The 23,047-nt window shown below is 55.3% G+C and carries 21 protein-coding genes; 17 read left to right on the top strand and 4 right to left on the bottom strand.

The features are described from left to right. Positions 1 to 64 precede the first annotated feature (64 nt). Positions 65 to 1,591, top strand: a complete 1,527-nt coding sequence (locus tag FIV00_RS20555; protein WP_152502507.1) for a UxaA family hydrolase — start codon at positions 65 to 67, stop codon at positions 1,589 to 1,591. Between the two features lie 67 nt (positions 1,592 to 1,658). On the opposite strand, the gene FIV00_RS20550 is transcribed toward FIV00_RS20555, so the two are convergent. After that, positions 1,659 to 2,219 carry a PAS and helix-turn-helix domain-containing protein gene (locus FIV00_RS20550; RefSeq protein ID WP_152502506.1) on the bottom strand — a complete coding sequence of 187 codons (561 nt, stop codon included), beginning with the start codon at positions 2,217 to 2,219 and terminating at the stop codon, positions 1,659 to 1,661. Between the two features lie 82 nt (positions 2,220 to 2,301). Between FIV00_RS20550 and FIV00_RS20545 the strand changes: the two genes are divergently transcribed. The 13 genes from FIV00_RS20545 (at position 2,302) to FIV00_RS20485 (ending at position 17,177) form a co-directional block, all read left to right on the top strand. Further along, positions 2,302 to 3,585, top strand: a complete 1,284-nt coding sequence (locus tag FIV00_RS20545; protein ID WP_152502505.1) for an acetylornithine deacetylase/succinyl-diaminopimelate desuccinylase family protein — start codon at positions 2,302 to 2,304, stop codon at positions 3,583 to 3,585. A gap of 28 nt (positions 3,586 to 3,613) precedes the next feature. Then, positions 3,614 to 5,098, top strand: a complete 1,485-nt coding sequence (locus FIV00_RS20540) for an ABC transporter substrate-binding protein (RefSeq protein WP_152502504.1) — start codon at positions 3,614 to 3,616, stop codon at positions 5,096 to 5,098. Positions 5,099 to 5,206: 108 nt separating this feature from the next. Further along, positions 5,207 to 6,154 (top strand): ABC transporter permease, encoded by a 948-nt coding sequence (locus FIV00_RS20535; protein ID WP_152502503.1) that lies wholly within the window; start codon positions 5,207 to 5,209, stop codon positions 6,152 to 6,154. Beyond that, on the top strand, positions 6,155 to 6,985 hold the full coding sequence (locus tag FIV00_RS20530) for an ABC transporter permease (RefSeq protein ID WP_152502502.1): 831 nt from the start codon (positions 6,155 to 6,157) through the stop codon (positions 6,983 to 6,985). After that, the gene (locus tag FIV00_RS20525) at positions 6,982 to 8,571 is read left to right on the top strand and encodes an ABC transporter ATP-binding protein (RefSeq protein WP_152502501.1); all 1,590 of its coding nucleotides are present in this window, start codon (positions 6,982 to 6,984) and stop codon (positions 8,569 to 8,571) included. The genes FIV00_RS20530 and FIV00_RS20525 overlap by 4 nt, the downstream gene beginning before the upstream one ends. Positions 8,572 to 8,580: 9 nt before the next feature. After that, positions 8,581 to 10,035, top strand: a complete 1,455-nt coding sequence (locus FIV00_RS20520; protein WP_152502500.1) for an aldehyde dehydrogenase family protein — start codon at positions 8,581 to 8,583, stop codon at positions 10,033 to 10,035. 41 nt (positions 10,036 to 10,076) lie between these two features. Further along, complete coding sequence (locus tag FIV00_RS20515; protein WP_152502499.1) at positions 10,077 to 10,817, top strand: SDR family oxidoreductase; 741 nt, start codon at positions 10,077 to 10,079, stop codon at positions 10,815 to 10,817. Positions 10,818 to 11,145: 328 nt separating this feature from the next. Next, positions 11,146 to 11,874: a FadR/GntR family transcriptional regulator gene (locus FIV00_RS20510; RefSeq protein ID WP_152502498.1), complete on the top strand. Its 729-nt coding sequence runs from the start codon at positions 11,146 to 11,148 to the stop codon at positions 11,872 to 11,874. Then, complete coding sequence (locus FIV00_RS20505; RefSeq protein ID WP_152502497.1) at positions 11,867 to 13,033, top strand: aminotransferase class I/II-fold pyridoxal phosphate-dependent enzyme; 1,167 nt, start codon at positions 11,867 to 11,869, stop codon at positions 13,031 to 13,033. The genes FIV00_RS20510 and FIV00_RS20505 overlap by 8 nt, the downstream gene beginning before the upstream one ends. A 42-nt stretch (positions 13,034 to 13,075) precedes the next feature. Next, the gene (locus tag FIV00_RS20500) at positions 13,076 to 14,332 is read left to right on the top strand and encodes a sugar ABC transporter substrate-binding protein (protein ID WP_152502496.1); all 1,257 of its coding nucleotides are present in this window, start codon (positions 13,076 to 13,078) and stop codon (positions 14,330 to 14,332) included. Next, positions 14,332 to 15,258 (top strand): carbohydrate ABC transporter permease, encoded by a 927-nt coding sequence (locus FIV00_RS20495; protein WP_209007057.1) that lies wholly within the window; start codon positions 14,332 to 14,334, stop codon positions 15,256 to 15,258. The genes FIV00_RS20500 and FIV00_RS20495 overlap by 1 nt, the downstream gene beginning before the upstream one ends. Positions 15,259 to 15,266: 8 nt before the next feature. Next, positions 15,267 to 16,109 carry a carbohydrate ABC transporter permease gene (locus FIV00_RS20490; RefSeq protein WP_152502494.1) on the top strand — a complete coding sequence of 281 codons (843 nt, stop codon included), beginning with the start codon at positions 15,267 to 15,269 and terminating at the stop codon, positions 16,107 to 16,109. A gap of 9 nt (positions 16,110 to 16,118) precedes the next feature. Beyond that, positions 16,119 to 17,177: an ABC transporter ATP-binding protein gene (locus FIV00_RS20485; RefSeq protein ID WP_152502493.1), complete on the top strand. Its 1,059-nt coding sequence runs from the start codon at positions 16,119 to 16,121 to the stop codon at positions 17,175 to 17,177. On the opposite strand, the gene FIV00_RS20480 is transcribed toward FIV00_RS20485, so the two are convergent. Beyond that, complete coding sequence (locus tag FIV00_RS20480; protein WP_152502492.1) at positions 17,174 to 17,632, bottom strand: Lrp/AsnC family transcriptional regulator; 459 nt, start codon at positions 17,630 to 17,632, stop codon at positions 17,174 to 17,176. The genes FIV00_RS20485 and FIV00_RS20480 overlap by 4 nt on opposite strands. Positions 17,633 to 17,744: 112 nt before the next feature. Between FIV00_RS20480 and FIV00_RS20475 the strand changes: the two genes are divergently transcribed. Then, on the top strand, positions 17,745 to 18,947 hold the full coding sequence (locus tag FIV00_RS20475) for a methionine gamma-lyase (protein WP_152502491.1): 1,203 nt from the start codon (positions 17,745 to 17,747) through the stop codon (positions 18,945 to 18,947). A gap of 3 nt (positions 18,948 to 18,950) precedes the next feature. On the opposite strand, the gene FIV00_RS20470 is transcribed toward FIV00_RS20475, so the two are convergent. Beyond that, positions 18,951 to 19,418 (bottom strand): Lrp/AsnC family transcriptional regulator, encoded by a 468-nt coding sequence (locus FIV00_RS20470; protein ID WP_152502490.1) that lies wholly within the window; start codon positions 19,416 to 19,418, stop codon positions 18,951 to 18,953. 123 nt (positions 19,419 to 19,541) lie between these two features. Here FIV00_RS20470 and FIV00_RS20465 point away from each other — a divergent pair, with 123 nt between their 5' ends. Next, complete coding sequence (locus tag FIV00_RS20465) at positions 19,542 to 21,905, top strand: 1-deoxy-D-xylulose-5-phosphate synthase N-terminal domain-containing protein (protein WP_152502489.1); 2,364 nt, start codon at positions 19,542 to 19,544, stop codon at positions 21,903 to 21,905. 89 nt (positions 21,906 to 21,994) lie between these two features. On the opposite strand, the gene FIV00_RS20460 is transcribed toward FIV00_RS20465, so the two are convergent. After that, a complete protein-coding gene (locus tag FIV00_RS20460; RefSeq protein ID WP_152502488.1) occupies positions 21,995 to 22,453 on the bottom strand; it encodes an Lrp/AsnC family transcriptional regulator in 459 nt (152 codons plus the stop codon). A 141-nt stretch (positions 22,454 to 22,594) separates the two neighbouring features. On the opposite strand from FIV00_RS20460, the gene FIV00_RS20455 reads away from it, so the two are divergent. Continuing rightward, positions 22,595 to 23,029, top strand: a complete 435-nt coding sequence (locus FIV00_RS20455) for a universal stress protein (protein WP_152502487.1) — start codon at positions 22,595 to 22,597, stop codon at positions 23,027 to 23,029. Positions 23,030 to 23,047 lie beyond the last annotated feature (18 nt).

The following is a 23,047-nucleotide window of genomic DNA, read 5'->3' as shown; positions in this document are numbered from 1 at the left end:
CCTTGTCAAGATAACCGTCAGGGCCGAAGGTGCTCGCGCCTGGAAAGACTTTGGGGAGACAAGTGTGGCGCAAGCTCGGCCGAATACGATCCTATTGAATGCTCAAGATACTGTTGTCGTTGCCTTGCAGGACATTGCAGCCGGGGAAGTGGCAACACACATCGAAACGCCTCTGCCGGGGCAGATTCAACAAGGGCACAAGATTGCCTGTAAGGATGTAGACAAGGGTGACCATATCATCCGCTATGGCCAGATCATCGGGCAGGCAACCCGGAATATCCGGGCCGGTGAACATGTGCACACTCACAATCTTGGAATGGGTCAGCACAATCGCGACTACCAGCACGCAGAAGCTTCGCAGCCGCTCCCGGCTGCAAACAGCGAGCGGTCGTTCATGGGATACCGGCGTTCAACAGGTAAGGTCGGCACGCGCAACTATATCGGCATACTGACGTCGGTGAACTGTTCAGGTTCGGTCGCAAGGTTCATAGCCGAGGCGGCTGAAAAGTCCGGATTGCTCGATGACTACCCGAATGTCGACGGCATTGTGCCGATTGTGCACGGTACCGGTTGTGGCATGTCTTCAAGTGATGAAGGCTATGCCACCTTGTTCCGAACCCTTTCAGGATATGCGCAACATTCGAATTTTGCGGCCATTCTCCTGATCGGACTTGGCTGTGAAGTGATGCAGATCGCGGACCTTGTTGGTGACCGGAAAATGCGGACAGGCGGCGATCTGCGGTATATGACCATTCAACAGAGCGGCGGAACCCGAAAGACGATCGATGCAGGGCTTGCCGAGTTAAAGGCGCTCGCCGAACTTGCCAATGAAGCTGTACGCTCGCCTGCTCCGATTTCCGAAATCACCGTTGGTATGCAATGCGGTGGGTCCGATGGCTATTCCGGTATAACGGCCAACCCCGCGCTCGGTCTGGCCTCAGACATGCTGGTGCGCCATGGCGGGACGACGATCTTGTCGGAAACTTCAGAGATCTACGGAGCGGAACATCTGTTGACGCGCCGGGCCGTCTCCGTCGATGTCGGCGAAAAGCTGATTGAACGCGTGCGCTGGTGGGAAGACTATACAGCCAGAAACGGTGGTGAAATGGACAACAATCCGTCACCTGGCAACAAACGCGGCGGGTTGACGACCATCCTGGAAAAGTCGCTCGGTGCTGCAGCAAAAGGGGGCGCGGCACCTCTGGTCGATGTCTACAAATTCGGCGAGAGTATCGACAAGAAGGGCTTTGTCTTCATGGATAGCCCCGGTTTTGACCCCTGCTCGGTGACGGGTCAGATCGCATCAGGTGCAAACATTGTCGTCTTTACGACCGGTCGGGGCTCTGTTTCGGGCTATATGCCGACGCCCTGCATCAAACTGGCCACTAACAGTGAGATGTATCAGCGGATGTCTGAAGACATGGACATCAATTGTGGTGACATCGTTTCTGAAAATGTCAGCCTGGAGGCCAAGGGGGACGAGATCTTTGAAACGATTATCAGAATTGCCTCCGGCGAGAAGTCCAAGAGCGAAGAGCTTGGCTTTGGCGGTGTCGAATTCGTTCCCTGGCAGATCGGTGCGGTGATGTAGCCACGCCGTCAGATATTCGAGTTCGGGCCAGAGAAGTGGAAGCTCGAACGTGCAGGAGACAGAAGCTTTAGCGCGAGGGTTTCTGACTTTGCCTGCCGGAAAACCGGCTAAGCAAAACCGCAACGTTTTTGGCCTGATACTTCTTCAAGAGGCGCGCCCGAACGTCTTCAACGGTTCTGGGCGACAGGCCTAGAACCAATGCCATTTCCTTGCTGGTCTGACCTTGTGACAACAACAGCAGAACGTCCCGTTCTCGCTTCGTCAGTTGTGGACCGCTTGGTGTGTTGTCGATCAACGCGAAGCTTAGGACGATGCGGGCTAGCGGCACCTCGGGGGTCAGCGTGCGCGCACGAAACCGGCACCATATGGCAGATCCATCTGCACGACGCATCAGGCGCTCATCTGTATAGGGCTGGGACTGGCGCAAGGGTTCAAGCCCGATGTCACGGATCTGGTGAAACTCCTGATCGGTTCCGTAAAGCACGCGGAAACTTTGTCCGACCAGATCTGACTTTTGATAGCCGAACATCTGCGCAAAGGTGTTGTTGCAGCTGCGGATAATCCGGTGTTCCGTGAGGGCAAGACCCATCGGGGCACAATCGAAGGCGAGTTCATCCAGTGGGGTCATGACTACCGTGTTCCTACGGTATTGGCACCGTAGTTGGACGATAGCATAGTATTTCTTTGCTGTTCAAAAGGGTAGGCGTAGAATGCCGTTATCGGATCGACTGAACACCGAAATCGATGCCAGACGGGAAGACCTGATCGCGTTGACACAGGATCTGTTGCGTATTCCAACCCTGAACCCCCCTGGCGAAAACTATCTCGAGATATGCGAATACATCTCAAATCGGTTGCATGACGCCGGTTTTACGGTCGAGTTGATCCGTGCACATGGGACACCAGGCGATAGCGAGAAGTATCCGCGCTGGAACGTCGTTGCGCGGCGTGAAGGAAATCGTCCTGGCGAGTGCGTTCATTTCAACAGCCATATCGATGTCGTGGATGTCGGGCACGGCTGGACCAAGGACCCGTTTGGCGGCGAACTAATCGATGGGAAAATCTACGGCCGTGGAGCCTGCGACATGAAAGGAGGGCTGGCTGCAAGCATCGTCGCGGCAGAAGCATTTCTGGCGGTTTGCCCTGACTTTTCCGGCTCAATCGAAATCAGCGGAACTGCGGATGAGGAGTCCGGTGGCTACGGAGGCGTCGCCTATCTGGCGGAAAGGGGATACTTCAGCCCGGAACGCGTCCAGCATGTGATTATTCCAGAGCCGCTCAACAAGGATCGTATTTGCCTGGGACACAGAGGCGTATGGTGGGCGGAGATTGAAACGCACGGTGAGATTGCGCATGGATCGATGCCATTTCTGGGCGATTGCGCTGTCCGGCACATGGGAGCTGTTTTGGAGGAGATGGAGGAGAATCTTTTTCCCGCTCTTGCGCAGAAACGAACCGATATGCCGGTGGTTCCCGAAGGAGCGCGTCAATCGACACTCAACATAAACTCAATTCATGGCGGTCAGTCAGAGGGCGACGAAGATTTCACAGGCCTTCCCAGTCCTTGTGTGCCAGACAGCTGCCGTGTGGTGATAGATCGTCGTTTTTTACTTGAAGAAAAGATTGAAGATGTTCAGGCTGAGATTAAGGATATTCTTGAAGACGTTGAAAAGAAAAGAGAAAATTTTCGATATGACCTGAAGGAATTGCATCGCGTCCTGCCGACCATGACCGACAAGGACGCACCTGTGGTCAAAACGGTCGCAAAGGCGATCGCGCAGACGATGGGGAAGGAAGCGGAATATGTCGTAAGTCCTGGAACTTACGATCAAAAACACATCGACCGGATCGGCAAGTTGAAAAACTGCATTGCCTACGGCCCGGGGATACTGGATCTGGCGCACAAGCCGGACGAATATGTAGGCGTTGAAGATATGCTCGATTCAGCAAAGGTAATGGGCCTTTCGCTTTTGGAGCTTCTTGCAAAGCCGTAGCGTCGCGGCACCGACAAAGGGGAGAGCTATGCGTTTGACGAAGTTAGGGAGTGGACTGATCAGCGTTCTGGCATTGGCTGCGGGAATTTCCATGGCTCATGCCAAGAGCGACATTGTCGTTGCCATGCAATTGGAACCGCCGCATCTGGACCCGACCAGTGCCGCTGCCGGAGCAATCGATTCCGTTCTTTATTCCAATGTCTTCGAGGGGCTCACGCGGTTCGGACCCGACGGTTCGGTCAACCCGGGGCTGGCGGAAAGCTGGAGCATCTCCGAAGACGGAAAGACCTATACGTTCAGACTTCATGAGGGCGTGAAGTTCCATGACGGGTCCGACTTGACCGCCGAGGATGTCAAATTCAGCCTGGACCGTGCACGTGGTGAAGACAGTGCAAATGCTCAAAAAGCTCTTTTCGCCGGCATCGAAAGCGTCGAGGCCATCGACCCGACCACGGTCAAGGTCACGCTGAAGGAACCGAACGGGAGTTTGCTGTTCAATTTGGCATGGGGCGACGCAGTCATCGTTGCGCCTGAGAGCATAGCCGATATCAAGTCCACCCCGATCGGAACCGGTGCCTTCAAATTTTCCAATTGGGTCCAGGGCGATAGGATCGACTTGGAAAAAAACGCGGACTATTGGGGAACACCCGCCAAGCTGGACAACGTTACCTTCAAGTTCATTTCAGACCCGACAGCAGCTTTCGCAGCTGTCATGGCGGAAGACGTGAATGCGTTTGTGGGGTTTCCAGCGCCTGAAAATCTGCCGCAGTTCGAAGCCGATCCACGGTTTCAGGTGCTGGTGGGTTCGACTGAAGGTGAAACCATCTTGTCGACCAACAACAAGCAGCCACCGCTAGACAATCCCAAGGTTCGCAAAGCCATTGCGCATGCAATCGACCGGCAGGCGATCATTGATGGCGCGATGTTCGGTTACGGAACGCCAATCGGTACACACTTCGCGCCACATAACCCGGACTATGTCGATCTGACGGGCCTGAGTATGTACGATCCGGAGTTGTCGAAAGAGCTTCTGGCGGAAGCCGGGTTCGCCGATGGCTTCTCCACCACGCTCAAGCTGCCGCCACCTTCCTATGCCCGCCGGGGCGGCGAGATCATCGCATCTCAATTGCGCGCGGTCGGTATTGAAACCGAAATCAGCAATCTGGAATGGGCTCAGTGGCTGGAACAGGTGTTCAAGGGAAAGGATTTCGGTCTGACCATCGTCAGTCACACCGAGCCGATGGATATCGGTATCTATGCCCGCCCGGATTACTACTTCAACTACGACAGTCCTGCCTTCAAGGAACTGTTTGAGAAACTGACCGTTGAAAATGATCCGGAAAAACGCTCTGAGCTCTTGAAGGAAGCTCAGAAAATGATCTCCGAAGACTATGTCAACGGATACCTCTTCCAGCTTGCATTCCCGACAGTTGCCAATGCCAAGATCAAGGGCCTTTGGAAAAACCAACCCACGCAAGCGACTGACCTGACAGCAGTCTACTGGGAAGACTGATCTGACCTCGCATCGCGGGCGCTCGCATGATCGACGAGCGCCCGTTTCCAGATACACTTTATTGCAATCGCTCCGGCTGTATGTCGCCGGTTGGCGTGTGACAGGGTCATGCTGCGGTATTTTCTGAAAAGACTGCTGTCTCTTGCGCTCAGCCTTGTTGCGGCGTCAGTGGTCATATTCCTGGCTTTGGAAGTTGTTCCGGGAGATCCGGCTGCATACATGCTCGGATTGAACGCGCAGGAAGATACGCTGAATGCGCTTCGTGAGCAGCTCGGCCTGAACGGAACGATACTGGAACGTTATCTCTCCTGGGCAGGAGGTCTCCTGACGGGTGATTTTGGCGTTTCCTATACCTATAGAACGCCTGTTTCGGAGATGATCGGAGACCGGCTCTGGGTTTCGCTGCCGCTCGCACTTTACGCACTGACCTTGAGTACGCTGATTGCTTTCCCCGCCGGTATCTGGGCGGCATCGCACCGAGGTTCCTTTGTCGATACCGGCGTCATGGGGGCGACCCAGCTTGGCGTGGCAATACCCAATTTCTGGTTCGCAATGCTGATGGTTCTGGTTTTTGCCATCAATTTGCGCTGGTTCTCCGCCGGTGGTTTTGCCGGCTGGGATGCAGGGTTTCTTGCCGGGATGAAATCGCTGACATTGCCGGCAATTGCCCTCGCGCTTCCTCAGGCAAGCATCCTGACCCGTGTCATGCGATCCAGCTTGCTGGACACATTGAGTGAAGACTTCATCCGGACAGCTCGCGCAAAGGGGCTGACCCGTGCCCAGGCGATGTGGCGGCACGCGCTGCGCAACGCACTCATCCCAGTCCTGACCATCATGGGCCTACAGTTCTCGTTCTTGCTGGCAGGTGCGATCATTATCGAGAATGTCTTTTATCTGCCAGGCCTAGGGCGTCTCGTTTTTCAGGCGATCAGCGCGCGCGATCTGATCGTGGTCGAAAGCGTTGTAATGCTGCTCGTCTTTGCGGTGATTGTTGTGAATTTCGCCGTGGATCTTGCCTACGCGCTTGTTGATCCACGGTTGCGGAGGCGTCGCTGAATGAGCCTTCTGTTCCACAATCGTTCGTTTTTACCGGGGATCATTCTGACAACTGTCTTTGCAGCTGCAGCCCTCATCAGCTTGGCCTGGGTTCCATACGACACGACCATTCTGAATATTGCCGAGAAATTAAAGACCCCGAGCCTTGCCCATCCCCTCGGTACCGACCAGTTCGGACGCGACATCCTCAGCATGATCATGGTGGGGGCAAGAACGTCGATTGCCGTTGCATTAGTGGCTGTCGGCATCGGCATGATTGCCGGTGTTCCACTGGGCCTGGCAGCAGCTGCACGGAAGGGCGGGTTGCTGGATGAGGTCATCATGCGGATGAATGATCTCGTCTTTGCGTTTCCAAGCCTTCTGATCGCCGTGATGATTACTGCTGTATTCGGGGCATCGGCGCTGAATGCGATCATCGCAATCGGTATCTTCAATATCCCGGTTTTCGCTCGGCTGACGCGCGGCGCAGCGCTCACGCTGTGGAGCCGGGAATACATTCTGGCAGCCAGGGTTGCAGGCAAGGGACAGGCGCGCATCTCCATCGAACACATCTTGCCAAACGTGGCCAACCTGTTGATTGTTCAGGGTACCATCCAGTTTTCGCTGGGAATCCTTGCTGAAGCCGGTCTCAGCTATGTTGGCCTTGGTGCTCAACCGCCTACAGCCAGCTGGGGCCGTATGCTGGCAGACAGCCAGACAATGATTTCCTTTGCGCCGCATCTGGCTCTGTTTCCCGGACTGGCCATTCTCCTGACCGTACTTGGACTGAACCTTCTGGGTGACGGTTTGCGCGATCTTCTCGACCCCAAACTGAGGAGGGCCAGAACGTGACTCTCCTCAAGATCGATCGCCTTTCGCTGACGATCCATGACACGCCCATCCTTAAGGACGTGTCGCTTACCGTTGACCCCGGACGTATTCTGGGCGTGATCGGTGAGAGCGGATCCGGCAAGTCGATCACCGCTTTCAGTGTGTTGCAGCTCTTGCCCAACGGGACTGAGTGCACCGGAAGCATCAGGCTGAGCGGCACGGATATCCTTACCTGCAGCGAACCGGAGCTTTGCGGCATCAGAGGCCGGGACGTTGGCATGGTGTTTCAGGAACCGATGACCGCTCTCAATCCATTGCAGACCATCGGCGCACAAGTCGCTGAAACGATATTGGTGCATGAGAACGTATCGAAAGCGGAGGCGACGAAGCGCGCGGCAGAAGCTTTGCAACGAGCAGAGTTGCCGCAAGAAAAGTTTCCGCTGTCACGCTACCCGCATGAACTCTCCGGTGGTCAGCGCCAACGTGTGGTGATTGCCATGGCAATTGCTCTGAAACCAAAACTACTGATTGCCGACGAACCGACAACGGCGCTCGATGTGACGACACAGGCGCAGATCCTGGATTTGTTGAAGCGCCTGGTAGCGGAAGACAACATGGGTCTGATGCTGATCAGTCACGATCTGGCAGTCGTTGCCGACCTTGCTGATGACCTGGTGATCATGCAGCAGGGCGAGGTGGTGGAGAGCGGTCCCGCTCAAGCGCTTTTCGGTGCCATGCAGCATCCCTATTCAAGAGCGCTGCTGGAAGCTTCAAGCCACGTGCCGGATCGGGTTGGGGAGAAACACGAGACCTCGCTGCTCCAGGTTCGCAATGTCGTGCGAGACTATCAGCAACATGTTCACGGCTGGTGGGGAGCGACAACGCATTTTCGGGCCGTCAATAACGTGAGCTTCGAAATACAGCGCGGTGAAAGCCTGGGTCTTGTCGGCGAATCCGGTTGCGGAAAATCGACGCTGACCCGAGCCATTCTCGGACTGGAAGAAGTGCAGGGTGGTGAGATTCTTTTTGACGGTCAGCCGGTCTTCACCCACCACCACGCCAACGAGGATGTGCGGCGGCGCATGCAGGTGGTTTTTCAGGATCCATACGGAAGTTTCAATCCGCGTTGGCGTGTTGAGAAGCTGGTAAGCGAGCCGTTTCACCTGCTTCAGACACCTTTTCGCGGGCAGGAACGAGAAGACGCTGTCGTTGAAGCACTGGAGAGCGTTGGTCTGGGCGCAAAAGACCGGCACAAGTACATTCACGAGTTCAGTGGTGGTCAGCGCCAACGCATTGCGATCGCACGAGCCTTGATCATCAAACCAGACCTGATCATCCTGGATGAAGCGGTGTCTGCCCTGGACGTTTCGGTGCGTGCCCAGGTGCTCGACCTTCTTGCTGATCTCGGGGATCGGTTCAATCTGACTTATCTCTTCATCTCTCATGACTTGAGCGTCGTACGCTCCATTACCGATCGGGTGCTGGTGATGAAATCGGGAGAGATCGTTGAGGACGGGCCGACAGATGCGGTCTTCGATCATCCAAGTCACGACTATACGAAACAGCTTGTCGCCGCGGCGCCGGTTCTGCCGGTCGGTGCCGTGTGAGGAGGAATGATGACTGAAAACCTGAATCTCTGGTTTGACCCTGAAAAGTGCTTGATCGCCGGAAAATGGATCTCCTGTGCGAGTGGCGACAGCCTCCCGCTCATGAACCCGTCAAATGGTGAACGGATAGGGGCGATCGCTCGAGGAAGGGCTTCTGACATCGATGCAGCAGTTGCGGCAGCTCATGAAGCGCGCAAAGGCGATTGGGGAAGAACAACGGCTGCCGAACGTGGCCGGTTTCTGTTTCGCCTCGGCAAACTGGTAGAGGATCGCATCGAGGATCTGGCTCGCATCGAGGCACTGGACGTCGGCAAACCGCTCAAACAGGCGCGCAATGATGCGGTCGCTCTCGTCCGCTATCTTGAGTTTTACGGCGGCGCCGCCGACAAGCTCCACGGCGAGACCATCCCCTATCTGGATGGTTATACAGTCTACACCTTGCGTGAGCCTTTTGGGGTTACGGGCCACATCGTGCCGTGGAATTATCCCATGCAGATCATAGGACGGTCGGTTGGCGCAGCCCTGGCAGTTGGAAATGCCTGCGTCCTGAAACCGGCGGAGGATGCCTGTCTCACTGCGCTGGCTTTTGCCGATCTTGCAAGGGAAGCTGGTCTTCCGGAGGGGGCGTTGAATGTGGTGCCAGGTCTTGGGTCTGAGGCCGGAGCTGCGCTCACAGCCCACCCGAATGTTCAGCACATCAGTTTTACAGGATCCGTGGCAACGGGTGTTCAAGTCCAGATGGCTGCCGCAAGAAATGTCGTTCCCGTGACGTTGGAGCTTGGCGGCAAGTCGCCCCAGATCTTCTTCGAAGACGGGGATCTTGAGGCTGCCCTGCCATTTCTTGTGAATGCGGGGATCCAGAACGCCGGACAGACCTGTTCAGCATCGTCGCGCATCCTGGTGCAAAGATCCCGTTTGGCTGAAGTCGCTGAGCGCATGGCTGAAAAGTACCGTGCCTTGAAAGTGGGACCGGCATTGGCGGACCTTGATGTCGGTCCTCTCATTTCAGCAAAACAACAGGGCATCGTCTCAAGTTTCCTGGATCGTGGTGCCGATCTGGAGAAGGTCGCAGAGGGACGGTTTCTGGACGCACCTGGAGAGGGCAATTACGTCAAGCCGACGCTCTTTGCAGGGGTCGATCCCTCTCACGTCTTGGCACGGGACGAAATCTTTGGTCCTGTCCAGGTGATCATTCCCTTCGACACCGAAGATGAAGCGACTGCGATTGCCAACGGCACTGACTACGGCCTGGTCGCCAGTGTCTGGACACGCGACGGTGCGCGACAGATGCGCATGGCTAAGAAAATTCGGACAGGCCAGGTGTTCATCAACAACTACGGAGCGGGTGGAGGTGTTGAACTTCCGTTCGGGGGAATGGGCAAGTCCGGCCATGGCCGGGAAAAGGGATTTGAAGCCCTTTATGGCTTCACGTCGCTCAAAACCGTCGCTGCCTACCATGGCTGAGCCATGCCAGGCCAGACATCGAATTTGAAGGAAACGCGCATATGAGACTTCAGGGAAAAACGGCAATCGTAACGGGCGGTGCCTCAGGCTTTGGAGCCGGAATTGTGCGTAAATTTGCGGCCGAAGGTGCCAGTGTTCTGATTGCAGATCTGAACTTGGATCTCGCGCAGGATGTCGCAAAAGAAACCGGTGGTCAGGCAGTCAAGGTCGATGTCGCGAGCAACGAAAGCGTTCAATCGCTTGCCGAAACCGCGCTGGCCAACCTCGGGCGGGTCGATATCCTGGTCAACAATGCTGGCATTACCCATCTTCCAAAGCCAATGCAGGATGTGACGGAGGACGAGTTTGACAAGGTGTTGGCCGTCAATTGCAAGTCGGTTTATCTGACAGCCCGGCACCTGGTTCCCGTCATGACCGCAGCCGGTAAGGGCGCTATCTTGAATGTGGCTTCGACCGCGGGTTTGAGCCCGCGCCCGAAGCTCAATTGGTACAATGCCTCCAAGGGCTGGATGATTACAGCAACCAAGACAATGGCCGTGGAACTGGCTCCCGCCGGGGTGAGGGTCAACGCGATTTGTCCGGTTGCCGGGGAAACACCGCTCCTGAAAAGTTTCATGGGCGAGGACACCCCTGAAATTCGCGCCAAGTTCCTGTCGACCATTCCAATTGGCCGCTTCTCGACGCCGGAGGACATGGGCAACGCTGCGTGTTTCCTATGTTCGGATGAGGCCGGCATGGTTACGGGTGTCGCTATGGAGGTCGATGGGGGGCGCTGTATCTGATTTGACGGTCCTGTACCTGGCCTCAGGTCTTCCACCAACACTTTGATCCAATCGAGTCTGCGCATTAATGCGCTGGTGCCATTTGGTCCGGCGATGAACGATTCTGCGCAAGCTTCATTGTGTTTCATCAATACCCGACTTGTTGTTACGTCAGCCATTTTGATGGCAAAAGGCCGGTTTTCTGCCGTTCATTCGCTAGGCAAGAATTCTTTGTCCGACAAAATTTAAACTATGTCAGACAAAGAATTTGCAATGTCAGACATAGTTCGTATTATGTCTGACAAAGTTGCGTTGCTTATCAATGAACGAGAAAAGGCAGCATCGACTCATGTCGGCAGACCCAAAGAAAGTGCACGCTGATATCGACGCAGACCGCGAAGACGGTCCTCGTGACGTGCCCAGAGCTCTCATCAGATTGATCGAAGACGAAGGGCTGCGGGTTGGAGACAGGCTGCCGCCCGAGCTTGAGTTGGTTCGAAGACTTGGTTTTGGTCGCTCGACCATCCGCGAAACCTTGAAAACCTGGGAAAGCATGGGGGTCGTCAGCCGGAACAAAGGGGCCGGCACCCGCCTGATCTCCGAGATATCCAGAAACACGCTACGGGTTGCCCTGACGATCAAGCACGAAGCCGAAAGCCTCTTGCGAATGCAGCAGGTGCGTCGTCCACTCGAGATAGAGGCTGTGAGAATCGCTACCCGGCTTGCAACGCCCGAGCAGCGCCGGATCATCAGCGCGCGGGCAGCGGAGCTGATGGCAATTTACGAAGTCGGCGAAGACTGGCGGCCCGCCGACAGCCGTTTTCACAATGCGATTCACGAGGCGACTGGAAATCCGCTCTTCAAGCAGTTTATCGAGCAGATCCAGAAAGCCTTTCACGACATCTACGAAACGCCATTTGGGACGCCTCATCTGGGCCAGGAGACCATTCCACTTCACCGTCCGCTTGCCGACGCGATCATTGCCGGAGATGAGGATAGGGCGGCAGAACTGACGGCGACCATCATCGATATGGTGTGTACTGCAACTCAGAATTTTTCCGAGGAACACGATGGCTGACTCTGTGCCCGGAAATTATTCCATTCAGACGCTACTTGCTGCCGCTGCAACCGATTTTGGTGGGGCTGTAACGCCGCCAATCATGCAGACATCACTATTCACATTTGACAACTACCATGCTTTCGCGGAGCGGATGGCGGGGCGGTCCGATGATCCGCTTTACACCCGTGTCCAGAACCCCACGGTCTCTGCATTCGAAAACCTGATCGCCAAGGCAGAAGAAGGGGAGGCAGCGGTTGCCTTTGCTTCCGGTATGGCTGCGATTTCTTCTGCCGTCATCGCATTTGTGAAGCCCGGCGACCGGATCGCCTGTGTTGAGCATGTCTATCCGGATGCTTACCGGTTCTTCGAAAAGCTGCTCCGCCCGTTCGGCGTTGAGGTGACCTATCATTCTGTAGAGGCATTCGAGACGGATGAAAATCTGCTTGCAGGTGCGCGTCTTGCCTATCTGGAAAGCCCGAACACAGTTGTTTTTGAGGCAATGGATCTTCCGGCCGTCGCTGCCCATGCCAAACGTCATCAAACGCTCACGATGATCGATAATTCCTGGGCAACACCGCTTTTCCAGCAGCCGTTGACGCTCGGCATCGACATCGTATTGCACTCCGCTTCGAAATATCTTTCAGGCCACTCAGATACGGTCGCGGGTGTCGTGGTTGCAAGGCAGGACCTGATTGACCAGATCCGTGAGCTGTCGCTCGCGCTGTTGGGTGGCAAACTGGCGCCATTTGAGGCCTTCTTGCTCACGCGCGGACTAAGAACGCTGACAGCGCGGATGCATCAACACCAGGCCACCGCAAATCAATTCGTTGACAAGCTGTCTGCGCACCCGCTTGTGAAAAGAGTGCTTTCGCCCGGCCCGAATGTTGTTCCAGGACTGACCGGTCGCTCTGGCCTGATGTCGGTGGAACTCGATGGTGCCGTGGACATTCCCGCATTCGCAGACACCTTGAACCTGTTTCGTCTTGGCGTGAGCTGGGGCGGGTTTGAGAGCTTGGTCCTGCCGACAAAAATCGCCCTCGAACAGGCGGGCGAACAAAATTCAATGCAACGCTTTGGCGTCTCCGACCGGATTGTTCGTCTGAGCCTGGGGTTGGAAGACCCCGATGATCTTTGGGCTGACTTCGAAGCGGCCCTGAGCACAAGCGCCCACCGATAAGCGGCGTATCCAAAAACGAAACCCGAAACAGTGGAGTTGATCATGAGGGGATTGATAGGAGCTATTAGCGCACTTGCCATAATGGCGAGTTCAGCGGCGAGCGCGGAAAGCCTGAAACTGGTGGAAGTGATCACCAGTCCGGAGCGAACCAAGGTCCTGCAGCAACAGGTTGAGGCATTCGAAGCCGCCAATCCTGGAACTGAAGTGGAAATCGTGTCGTTGCCATGGGGGCAGGCCTTCGAAAAGTTTGCGACCATGGTTGCAGGGGGAGACATTCCTGACGTGGTCGAAATGCCGGATCGTTGGGCCGGTATCTACAAGGACAAGCTGGTTGATCTGAACAGCCGGATTGCTGACTGGGAACACGGTGAAACGCTGACCCAAAAGACAATCGACATGGGGCGGCAGACAGACGGCAAAACCGTGCGAATGATCCCCTACGGGTTCTACCTCCGCGCCTTGTTCTACAACAAAAAACTGTTGGAAGAGGCGGGTGTGGGCGAAGCGCCGAAGACCATGGCCGATTTCATGGCCGCGGCCAAGGCGGTGTCCGAGCTTGATGGCAAGTATGGTTATTGTCTTCGTGGCGGGCCGGGTGGCCTGAATGGCTGGATCATGATGGCCGCCACCATGAACGGCAATAACACCTTCTTTGACGAAAACGGCAAGAGCACGCTCAACCAGCCGGGTTCGGTGGAAGGGATCCAATTCCTGATTGATCTCTACCAGAACGGATATGCACCGAAGGATTCCGTAAGTTGGGGGTTTAATGAGATTGTGGCCGGTTTCTATTCGGGAACTTGCGCATTTCTTGATCAGGACCCTGATGCCCTGATTGCAGTGGCCGAGCGCATGGAGGCCGACGATTTTGCTGTTGTTCCCATGCCGGTCGGGCCGGCAGGTAAAGCTTTCCCGACAATCGGTTTCGCCGGTTGGGCAATGTTCGACACAACGTCTAATGAGGATCTTTCCTGGAAGTTGATTGCGCATCTGGCAAGCCCGGAGGCCAACAAGGAATGGGCAAAGCGTGTGGGCGTTATCCCGATCCATGAGGGCGCTGAGCAAGATCCATATTTCAAGACCGAACAGTTCAAGGGCTGGTTCGATACCCTGAACGGAGACCAGTATGTTCCAACGGTTATGCCGACCTACCTGGAACAGTTCGGATATTTTGCAGATTCCATCGCCTTGGAAAGCAGTCAGGAGGCTTTGTTAGGTCAAATCAGCGCTCAGGAAGTCGCTGACAAATGGGCTGAATTTCTGACCGAAGAATATGCCCGCTGGAAAGCTGCACAATGATGTCGACTGCAACACCTGCGCCCGGGAAACCCCGGGCGCGGCCTTCTTTCTATTTCCGATACCTGGTCGAACCGTATCTCTATATTGCGCCGGCATTTGTGCTAATTGCACTGGTGATGCTGGTGCCATTGGTTATCGGAGTGTCTTATGCCTTTCAATCCGTATCGCTGCTGCGCCCGTTCGAAACAGGCTGGGTCGGAACGGAAAATTTTCAGGCGCTTTGGTCGGACAGGAAATTCTGGCTGGCGCTGAAGAACACCTTCTGGTGGACCCTTGGGTCGATCTTCTTTCAGTTCTTTCTGGGTTTGGGGCTGGCACTTCTCCTAAATACCCGTTTCTACGGCAAACGCCTGGTTCAGGCGCTCGTATTTCTGCCGTGGGCAGTGCCGACTTTTCTCTCGGCCCTGACCTGGGCCTGGCTGTTCAATCCGACGATTGGCCCGTTGCCGCACTGGCTGGCCGCGCTCGGCATCTTGTCTGAGCCTTTCAACATCCTAGGTGATCCCGACCTTGCAATGTGGGGCCCGATCACTGCGAATGTCTGGTTCGGGGTTCCGTTTTTTGCCATCACGCTTTTGGCTGCGTTGCAGTCGATCCCCGGCGAACTCTATGAGGCAGCTGAAATTGACGGCGCGACAGCCTGGCAAAGTTTTACCAAGATCACCTTGCCATTCCTGGCGCCTATGATTGCCATCACCGTCATGCTGAGAACGATCTGGATCGCGAATTTCGCTGATCTCATTTTTGTCATGACCGGTGGAGGTCCTGCCAACTCCACGCAGATCCTATCGACATACATCTTCACAACGGCTTTCCGAAAGCTCGATTTCGGATACGCGTCGGCTATTGCTGTTGCTTTGCTGGCTCTTCTGTTGATCTACGCTGTCATCCTGCTTGTTCTGCGCCGCAGACTGGTCAAGATCTGAGGTTTGTTATGAGTGCGCTTCGCAAGTCCTCACCCTTGGCCGTGACCGGGAAATATCTGGCTCTGGCCTTTTATCTGACCTTTGCCCTTTTCCCGCTTTACTGGCTGGCAAAAATCGCGGTGACACCGGACAAACTGATCTTCTCGGAGGGAACTGCGATGGTTCCCAGCAGTTTCACGTTCGAGAATTTCAGAACTGTCCTGATCGCCACCGACTTCTTGTCCTATTTCAAGAACAGCCTGATCGTGTCCCTGGGTACAGCGGCCATAACCACATGTGTGGCAGCCGCGGCAGGCTATGCCTTTTCTCGCTTTGACTTCCGTGGCAAGCGCCTGGTCATTGCGCTTATGCTGATCACCCAGATGTTTCCGCTTCTGATGATCATTGCCCCAATCTACAAGATCGTGGCTGCAGTCGGATTGCTGAACTCACTGACAAGCCTGATCATCGTCTATACCGCCTTCAATGTGCCCTTCGCCACATTCCTGATGCAGTCCTTCTTCGACGGCATTCCGAAGGACTTGGAGGAGGCCGGAATGATCGACGGCTGCACGAGGTTTGAAGCGCTGCGCAAGATCATTCTGCCTCTGACGCTGCCGGGATTGGGAGCAACACTTGGCTTCATCTTCACTGCGGCATGGAGCGAATTGCTCTTTGCGCTGATGTTGATCAATTCCAACGATACGATGACATTCCCTGTCGGGCTTTTGACGTTCGTCTCAAAGTTCTCGGTCGACTGGGGGCAGATGATGGCCGCCGGTGTCTTGGCGCTTGTGCCATCCTGCCTCTTCTTCATCTTCATTCAGCGCTATCTGGTCCAGGGGCTCACCTCTGGTGCCGTAAAAGGATAGGAGCCCAAAATGGCCCGCATTGAACTGCAAAACATCGCCAAATCCTACGGATCTGTTGAAGTCCTGCGCGACATTAACCTGACGATTGAAGACGGCGAGTTTATTGTGCTGGTCGGCCCGTCCGGCTGTGGCAAGTCCACTTTGCTGCGGATGATCGCCGGCCTGGAACCGATCACGGGTGGCGAATTCACCATCGATGGCAGGCGCATGAACGAGGTTCCACCCCGCGACCGCGACATGGCCATGGTGTTCCAATCTTATGCGCTCTATCCACATATGGACGTTTCACGAAACATGGGCTTTTCCCTTGAAATCCGGAAAGCCGCCGCGGAAGAGCGTCGGTCCAAGGTTCAGGGCGCGGCGAAGACACTGGGTCTCACTGGCCTGAAGGAACGCTTGCCAAAACAGCTTTCGGGCGGCCAGCGTCAGCGCGTAGCAATGGGCCGCGCAATCGTTCGAGACCCAAGCGCCTTTCTCTTCGATGAACCCTTGTCAAATCTGGATGCGGCCTTGCGTGTCGAGATGCGTCTTGAAATTGCACGCCTTCACCAACGCCTTGAAGCCACGATGATCTATGTAACGCACGACCAGGTAGAGGCACTGACACTTGCGGACAGGATTGTTGTTCTGAATGCGGGCGACATCCAGCAAGTCGGAACACCACTCGACCTTTATGAGAGACCTGCCAACAAGTTTGTTGCACAATTCATCGGGTCACCGACCATGAATGTGCATCGGGCCGAAGCCAAGGGCGACAGCATTGCACTTTCCAGCGGCACCAGAATCCAGGTTGAAGGGGAGGTGCCTTCTTCTGGCGTGAGTGAACTTGGAATACGCCCGGAGCACATTCACGTGGCAGGATCGGAAGCCGCTCAATTCAGCGGAAAAGCCGAACTGGTTGAGCATCTCGGCTCAGACACGAATATCCATGTCCAGGTCGACGGGATCGGAGCGTTTCTTGTGCGCGAACATGGACATGTGCCTGTCAATACCGGCGACCCGATAGGCCTTTTCATCGATCCGCAGAAAGTTCACCTATTCGCGGAAGACGGGCGGTCTTTGCGTTAATCCAGTTGCGGAAAGACGGCGGTTTTTTTCACCGTTCCATAGACGAAACTTGTGTCGATCGAGGCAATGCCTCCGATTGGGTGGATGCGTGTTCGAATGAAGGTTTCATAGGCCTCCAGGTCGGAGACCACCACACGCAACTGATAATCCATAGCTCCGGTCAGGACATGGCACTCCAGAATCTCATGGATTGTTTGAACGTGCCGCTCGAAACGCTGAACGTCTTCTTCGTTGTGACGCTCCAGCCGTATGCGGACAAAGACGGTAATCGGCAATCCGTATGCAGATGCATCCACGTCGGCCATGAAACCGCGGATCGCGCCTGAGTTTTCCAAATTGCGAAGGCGGCGCAGGCAAGGGGACGGCGAAAGATTGACGGTGTCCGCGAGGTCCTGGTTGGTCATGCGCCCGTCACCTTGCAGCGCTCGAATAATTTGACGGTCTTTTGCGTCCATGGGCATCGTCTCTGGCAGATTATGCTAATATGACGTTCAAAGTTAGCATATTTTGAAATCAAATGCCCGCCCATCTTTCCTAAGCTGCTGAAAAGCAACTCGGGAGAATGATATGAGCATGTATAAGGGTTTTGCCAGCAGAGCGATCCACCACGCTTACCGGCCTTCGGACAACGAAGGATCGCTCACGCCACCGCTTCACTTGAGCTCCACATTTGTCTTTGAGACCGCAGAAGCTGGCGGCGAAATGTTTGCAGGCGAGCGGCCCGGTCATATCTATAGCCGTATCTCAAATCCAACCCTTGATCTTCTTGAGCGTCGGATTGCCGATCTTGAGGGTGCGGAAGCCGGTTTGGCACTGTCTTCCGGCATGGGGGCGATCACAGCAACCCTTTGGACACTTGTTTCGCCTGGCGATGAAATCATCGTGGATGAGACGCTTTACGGCTGCACATTTGCATTCATGCGCCACGGTTTGACCCGGTTCGGCATCAAGATCTCGCACGTCGACATGACCGATCCGGAGAAACTGCGAGCTGCGATCTCGAACAAGACGCGGATCGTCTATTTTGAAACACCGGCAAACCCAAATATGCGTCTCGTCGACATCGAGAAGATTTCCGATATTGCCCATGAGGCAAGCGCGACCGTGATTGTCGACAACACCTACGCAACCCCTTACCTGACGCGGCCCATTGAACTGGGCGCCGACATTGTTCTGCACTCGGCCACCAAGTACCTGGGAGGTCATGGAGACGTTGTTGCCGGTCTCGTGGTCGGCTCGCAGGAGCAAATCCAGGAGATCCGTCTTGTCGGTATGAAAGATATGACGGGTGCTGTCATGGCACCATTCAGCGCTCTGCTTGTCTTGCGAGGCCTGAAGACGCTTGCATTGCGCATGGACCGGCACTCCTCATCGGCGATGAAAGTGGCCCGTTGGCTGGAGGCGCAGGCCGCAGTGTCCAAGGTTTTTTACCCGGGGCTTGAGAGTTTTGAGCAGCATGATCTTGCACAGACCCAGATGCGGCAGCCCGGTGGCATGATCGCTTTCGAACTGACCGGAGGATTGAATGCCGGTACCAACATGATGAATGCTCTGAAGATGATCCAGCGGGCGGTGTCGCTCGGGGATGCAGAAACACTGATCCAGCATCCGGCGTCCATGACCCACTCGACTTACACACCTGAAGAACGCGCTGCGCATGGCATCAGCGATGGACTGGTTCGTCTTTCGGTTGGATTGGAAGAGGTTGACGACATTCTGGAAGACTTACGGCAGGCGCTGCCGAGCGAAACCGTGGCTGAAGCAGCCTGAGGGTCAAGGTGTGCGGGCAACAGCGGACTTCACCCGGCGAAGCGGGATGGAGCTTTCAATGTTCGCCACGCCTGGCACACGGGTGAGTTTGCCTGTCAGGAAGGTCTCGAAACTGGCCAGACCGGTGGTCGCGACGCGCAGAAGGTAGTCGCGATTGCCAGTCATCAGCCAGCAATCAACTACTTCGGGAAAACCCTGGATCGCAGTCTCGAAACGCTCAAGGCTGACATCGACCTGTTTGTCCAGCTGGACTGAAACGAACACCGATACTTCGTAGCCCAATTTCATTTCGTCGATCAGGGCGCAATATCCGGTGACAACACCGTTTTCTTCCAGATGCCGCAGCCTGCGCGCGACCGGTGTTGGGCTAAGACCGATTTTCTCTGACAGATCTTGTATGGAAATACGCCCATTCGCGCGTAATTCGCGCAGGATCTGGATATCAAACTGATCAAGGTTGACGGAAGTCACTATAGTTTCCAATTTTTCTAGCGAAAGTGTCTATTTTCTAACCTCTGTGACTACGAAAAAGCAAGAAACCAGCTCGAACCGACCGTTAGGTTGGTCGTCAAACGAGAAATGGACGGAACCGGCATGAAAACGAAGACGGAACATCTCAAGACGATCGAGCAGCGGCTACTGTGGCTGTCGCACTGGATGATCCACAACGCCAATCATGTTCGACCAAAGGCTGACGGGATCAAGGTTGGCGGGCATCAGGCAAGTTCGGCGTCGATGGTATCGATCATGACGGCGCTATACTTTTCAGCACTACGTCCTGAAGATCGGATTGCTGTCAAACCGCATGCTTCACCGGTTTTTCATGCGATCCAGTATCTCATGGGCAATCAAGATCTGGAAAAAATGAAGAATTTCCGGGGGTTCCATGGTGTCCAGTCCTATCCGTCCCGCACGAAGGACATCGATGATGTCGACTTCTCAACCGGTTCCGTCGGTTTGGGCGTCGCGATCACGTCGTTTGCCTCCCTTGTTCAAGATTTTGTAGATGCGAAGGGTTGGTCAAAGGATCGGACCTTGGGGCGCATGGTGGCATTGGTCGGCGATGCCGAGCTGGACGAAGGCAATGTCTACGAGGCACTTCAGGAAGGCTGGAAAAACGATCTCAGAAATTGCTGGTGGATCATTGACTACAATCGGCAGTCGTTGGACGGAATCGTCCGGGAGGGATTGTTTGACAGGGTCGAGAAGATCTTCGACGCCTTTGGCTGGGATGTCGTCCGCGTCAAATACGGAGCTCTGCAGCAGGCAGCATTCAGTGAGCCGGGCGGTGCCAAGCTGAAGCAATGGATAGATGCCTGTTCCAACCAGGACTATGCGGCGTTGACTTTCATGGGGGGCGCTGTCTGGCGCAAGCGGCTCATGGATGACCTTGGCGACCAGGGCGATGTGAGCGCTCTCATCGACAGACGTTCCGATGACGGGCTTGCCGCTTTGATGGAAAATCTCGGTGGCAACTGCACCGAGACAATGGCGGCCGCTTTTGATGCAATCGATCACGACCGTCCGACATGTTTTCTCGCCTATACGATCAAAGGCTGGGGCACACCGATTGCGGGCCACAAGGACAACCATGGCGGCTTGATGAACAAGACCCAAATGTCTGCATGGCAGGATCATATGGGTGTCAGTGAAGGAGAAGAATGGGAGCGCTTTGCTGGGGTTGAAGATGTCGCTGCACTCCAGGCGTTTTTGAAACAGGTCCCGTTCTTTGCCAAAGGGTCTAGGCGTTTCACCGCTGACAGGGTCGATGTGCCGTCAATTGAACTCAATTCAGACCGGGAAATCTCGTCCCAGATGGCTTTTGGCAAAGTGCTCGATGATCTGTCGAAAGGTGACAGCGAACTGGCACGGCGGATTGTAACCACGTCTCCGGACGTGACGGGCACCACCAATCTCGGGCCTTGGGTAAACCGTCGCAAACTCTTTGCTCGCACCGCCATGGCCGACGCCTTTATCGAGAACCGGATTCCATCGACTGCCAAATGGGAGTTTACGCCGGAAGGTCAGCATATCGAACTTGGCATTGCCGAGATGAACCTGTTCTTGCTGCTTGGCGCAGCTGGTTTGTCGCATTCGCTCTTTGGCGAGCGATTGATCCCGATTGGGACTGTCTATGATCCATTTGTTTGCAGAGGACTCGATGCGCTCAACTACGCCTGCTACCAGGATGCCCGCTTCATGATTGTCGGCACGCCGTCCGGGGTTACGCTGGCTCCGGAAGGGGGCGCACATCAATCAATCGGAACACCGCTGATCGGTATGAGCCAGGATGGAATAGCAGCTTTCGAGCCGGCCTTTGCTGACGAACTGGCCGTTATCATGGAATGGTCTTTCGACTACATGCAGCGGGATGGGGAAGGGGATCCGGACGAGCGCACTTGGCTTCGCGACGAAACCGGTGGCTCGGTCTATCTGAGGCTCTCTACCAATCCGATTGAGCAACCGGTCAACCGGGCAGATGACGAATTCAGGCAAGGTGCGATCGATGGCGCATACTGGTTGCGCAAGCCAGGGCCGAACTGCGAAGTGGTGATCGCCTACCAGGGCGTTGTTGCCCCCGAGGCCATCAAGGCAGCTGGGCTGCTTGCTGGAAACCGGCGCGATGTCGGTGTTTTGAGTGTTACGTCCGCGGATCGTTTGAATGCGGGATGGACTGCTGCGCAGCGAGCTCGGTCTCGCGGCAATTCCGGTGCAAGATCGCATATTGAAAAGCTCATGGGCGAATTGCCGTCCCATTGTCGGCTGATCACTGTTATCGACGGACATCCGGCGACGCTTGCCTGGCTTGGTGGCGTAATCGGGCATCAGACGATCCCGCTCGGAGTGGAGCATTTCGGTCAAACCGGAACGATCTCGGATCTCTATCGTCACTTTGGCATCGACGCCGTCTCGATTGTCGAGAAGGTAAGCGGCCTGACACCCGGCCCGGCAATCTGACCCGGTCGTCTTAAGACAGACTGCAGCGCGTCAAGCGTTGGCATACCCGCAATCGCTCTGAAGCGGAGCGCTGGGCAGACGTTGCTTTTTTACGGCTCCAGATAGAGGCCGCGAAACTCTTTCACCGTGCTGAGACTGAGCAGTGTCTTCATTTGCGACACTGACGGGATTTGCGAGAGCCTGTTTCGGTAGAGCTTCTCGTAAGCGGCCGTGTTTTTCGCAACAAGTCGAATGAGATAGTCGAACTCACCCGATATCAGGTGACATTCCAGTATTTCAGGCATTTTCGCGATCGCGCTTTCGAAGGCGGTAATGTCGTCGGTGCGCGCGCTGGTCAGTTTGACTTCAATGAAGACCTGGATCTCCAGATCCAGGGCACTTCGCTCCAGCCGCACCGTATAGCCAGAAATCACGCCATTTGCTTCCAGCAGTTTGACCCGTCGGTGACAGGCCGAAAGGGACAGCCCAACCTGTTCAGAAAGCTTGGCCATGGAGATGCGGCTGTCAATTTGCAAGGCTGTAAGAATTTTCTGATCAATCGCATCCATGAGAAAAATTCCGAAAACTCCGGCTAATTTCGATAATTATTCATAAAATATCCTAATTTCGCCGAAATTCGAGAACTTTTATGATTGCGTGCTGGCTAAATTTAACTACGGCAAAACGCCGCACGACAGGGGAAAATAATCATGTCTAAGAGGATCGTCGTCGGATATGACGGCAGCGAAAACGCCATGAACGCAGTGGAGTTCGCGGTTGGTTTGGCAAAGGCGGGGGGGGCGGGGCTCGTGGTTGCCCATGTGCTCGAGTGGTCGCCTTATACTTTCCTGACACCTACGGAAATTGAAGAACGGCACGCGAGGCGGACCGAGGAACTGGAGCGAGCGCAAACGGCCGTTCTGGAACCCGTTCTGACCAAGCTGGCTGGTACCGGGCTCGAGGTTGTCTCTGAGCTGCGCTACGGCCACATCGCAGAAACGCTCATCAAGATTGCGGAAGAAGATGGAGTGGATCACCTCGTGATCGGCCGTACTGGCCACTCCAAATTATCGTCCCGCATCTTCGGGTCCGTTGCCGGAAGTCTGGCACAGGCAGCGCCTGTCCCGGTCACCATCGTTCCGTAAATCTTGGAAGGCGAAACA

It is taken from the genome of Labrenzia sp. THAF82, assembly GCF_009363435.1.
Classification (GTDB): Bacteria; Pseudomonadota; Alphaproteobacteria; order Rhizobiales; family Stappiaceae; genus Roseibium; species Roseibium porphyridii.
Note: the sequence above shows the minus strand (reverse complement) of the source record. Positions and strands in the feature narration are given on the sequence as shown.

Coding starts and splice junctions, on each gene's coding strand:
- FIV00_RS20550 (WP_152502506.1), bottom strand. CDS start 2,219: ATGACCCCACTGGATGAACTCGCCTTCGATTGTGCCCCGATGGGTCTT.
- FIV00_RS20545 (WP_152502505.1), top strand. CDS start 2,302: ATGCCGTTATCGGATCGACTGAACACCGAAATCGATGCCAGACGGGAA.
- FIV00_RS20540 (WP_152502504.1), top strand. CDS start 3,614: ATGCGTTTGACGAAGTTAGGGAGTGGACTGATCAGCGTTCTGGCATTG.
- FIV00_RS20535 (WP_152502503.1), top strand. CDS start 5,207: ATGCTGCGGTATTTTCTGAAAAGACTGCTGTCTCTTGCGCTCAGCCTT.
- FIV00_RS20530 (WP_152502502.1), top strand. CDS start 6,155: ATGAGCCTTCTGTTCCACAATCGTTCGTTTTTACCGGGGATCATTCTG.
- FIV00_RS20520 (WP_152502500.1), top strand. CDS start 8,581: ATGACTGAAAACCTGAATCTCTGGTTTGACCCTGAAAAGTGCTTGATC.
- FIV00_RS20515 (WP_152502499.1), top strand. CDS start 10,077: ATGAGACTTCAGGGAAAAACGGCAATCGTAACGGGCGGTGCCTCAGGC.
- FIV00_RS20510 (WP_152502498.1), top strand. CDS start 11,146: ATGTCGGCAGACCCAAAGAAAGTGCACGCTGATATCGACGCAGACCGC.
- FIV00_RS20505 (WP_152502497.1), top strand. CDS start 11,867: ATGGCTGACTCTGTGCCCGGAAATTATTCCATTCAGACGCTACTTGCT.
- FIV00_RS20500 (WP_152502496.1), top strand. CDS start 13,076: ATGAGGGGATTGATAGGAGCTATTAGCGCACTTGCCATAATGGCGAGT.
- FIV00_RS20495 (WP_209007057.1), top strand. CDS start 14,332: ATGTCGACTGCAACACCTGCGCCCGGGAAACCCCGGGCGCGGCCTTCT.
- FIV00_RS20490 (WP_152502494.1), top strand. CDS start 15,267: ATGAGTGCGCTTCGCAAGTCCTCACCCTTGGCCGTGACCGGGAAATAT.
- FIV00_RS20485 (WP_152502493.1), top strand. CDS start 16,119: ATGGCCCGCATTGAACTGCAAAACATCGCCAAATCCTACGGATCTGTT.
- FIV00_RS20480 (WP_152502492.1), bottom strand. CDS start 17,632: ATGGACGCAAAAGACCGTCAAATTATTCGAGCGCTGCAAGGTGACGGG.
- FIV00_RS20475 (WP_152502491.1), top strand. CDS start 17,745: ATGAGCATGTATAAGGGTTTTGCCAGCAGAGCGATCCACCACGCTTAC.
- FIV00_RS20465 (WP_152502489.1), top strand. CDS start 19,542: ATGAAAACGAAGACGGAACATCTCAAGACGATCGAGCAGCGGCTACTG.
- FIV00_RS20460 (WP_152502488.1), bottom strand. CDS start 22,453: ATGGATGCGATTGATCAGAAAATTCTTACAGCCTTGCAAATTGACAGC.
- FIV00_RS20455 (WP_152502487.1), top strand. CDS start 22,595: ATGTCTAAGAGGATCGTCGTCGGATATGACGGCAGCGAAAACGCCATG.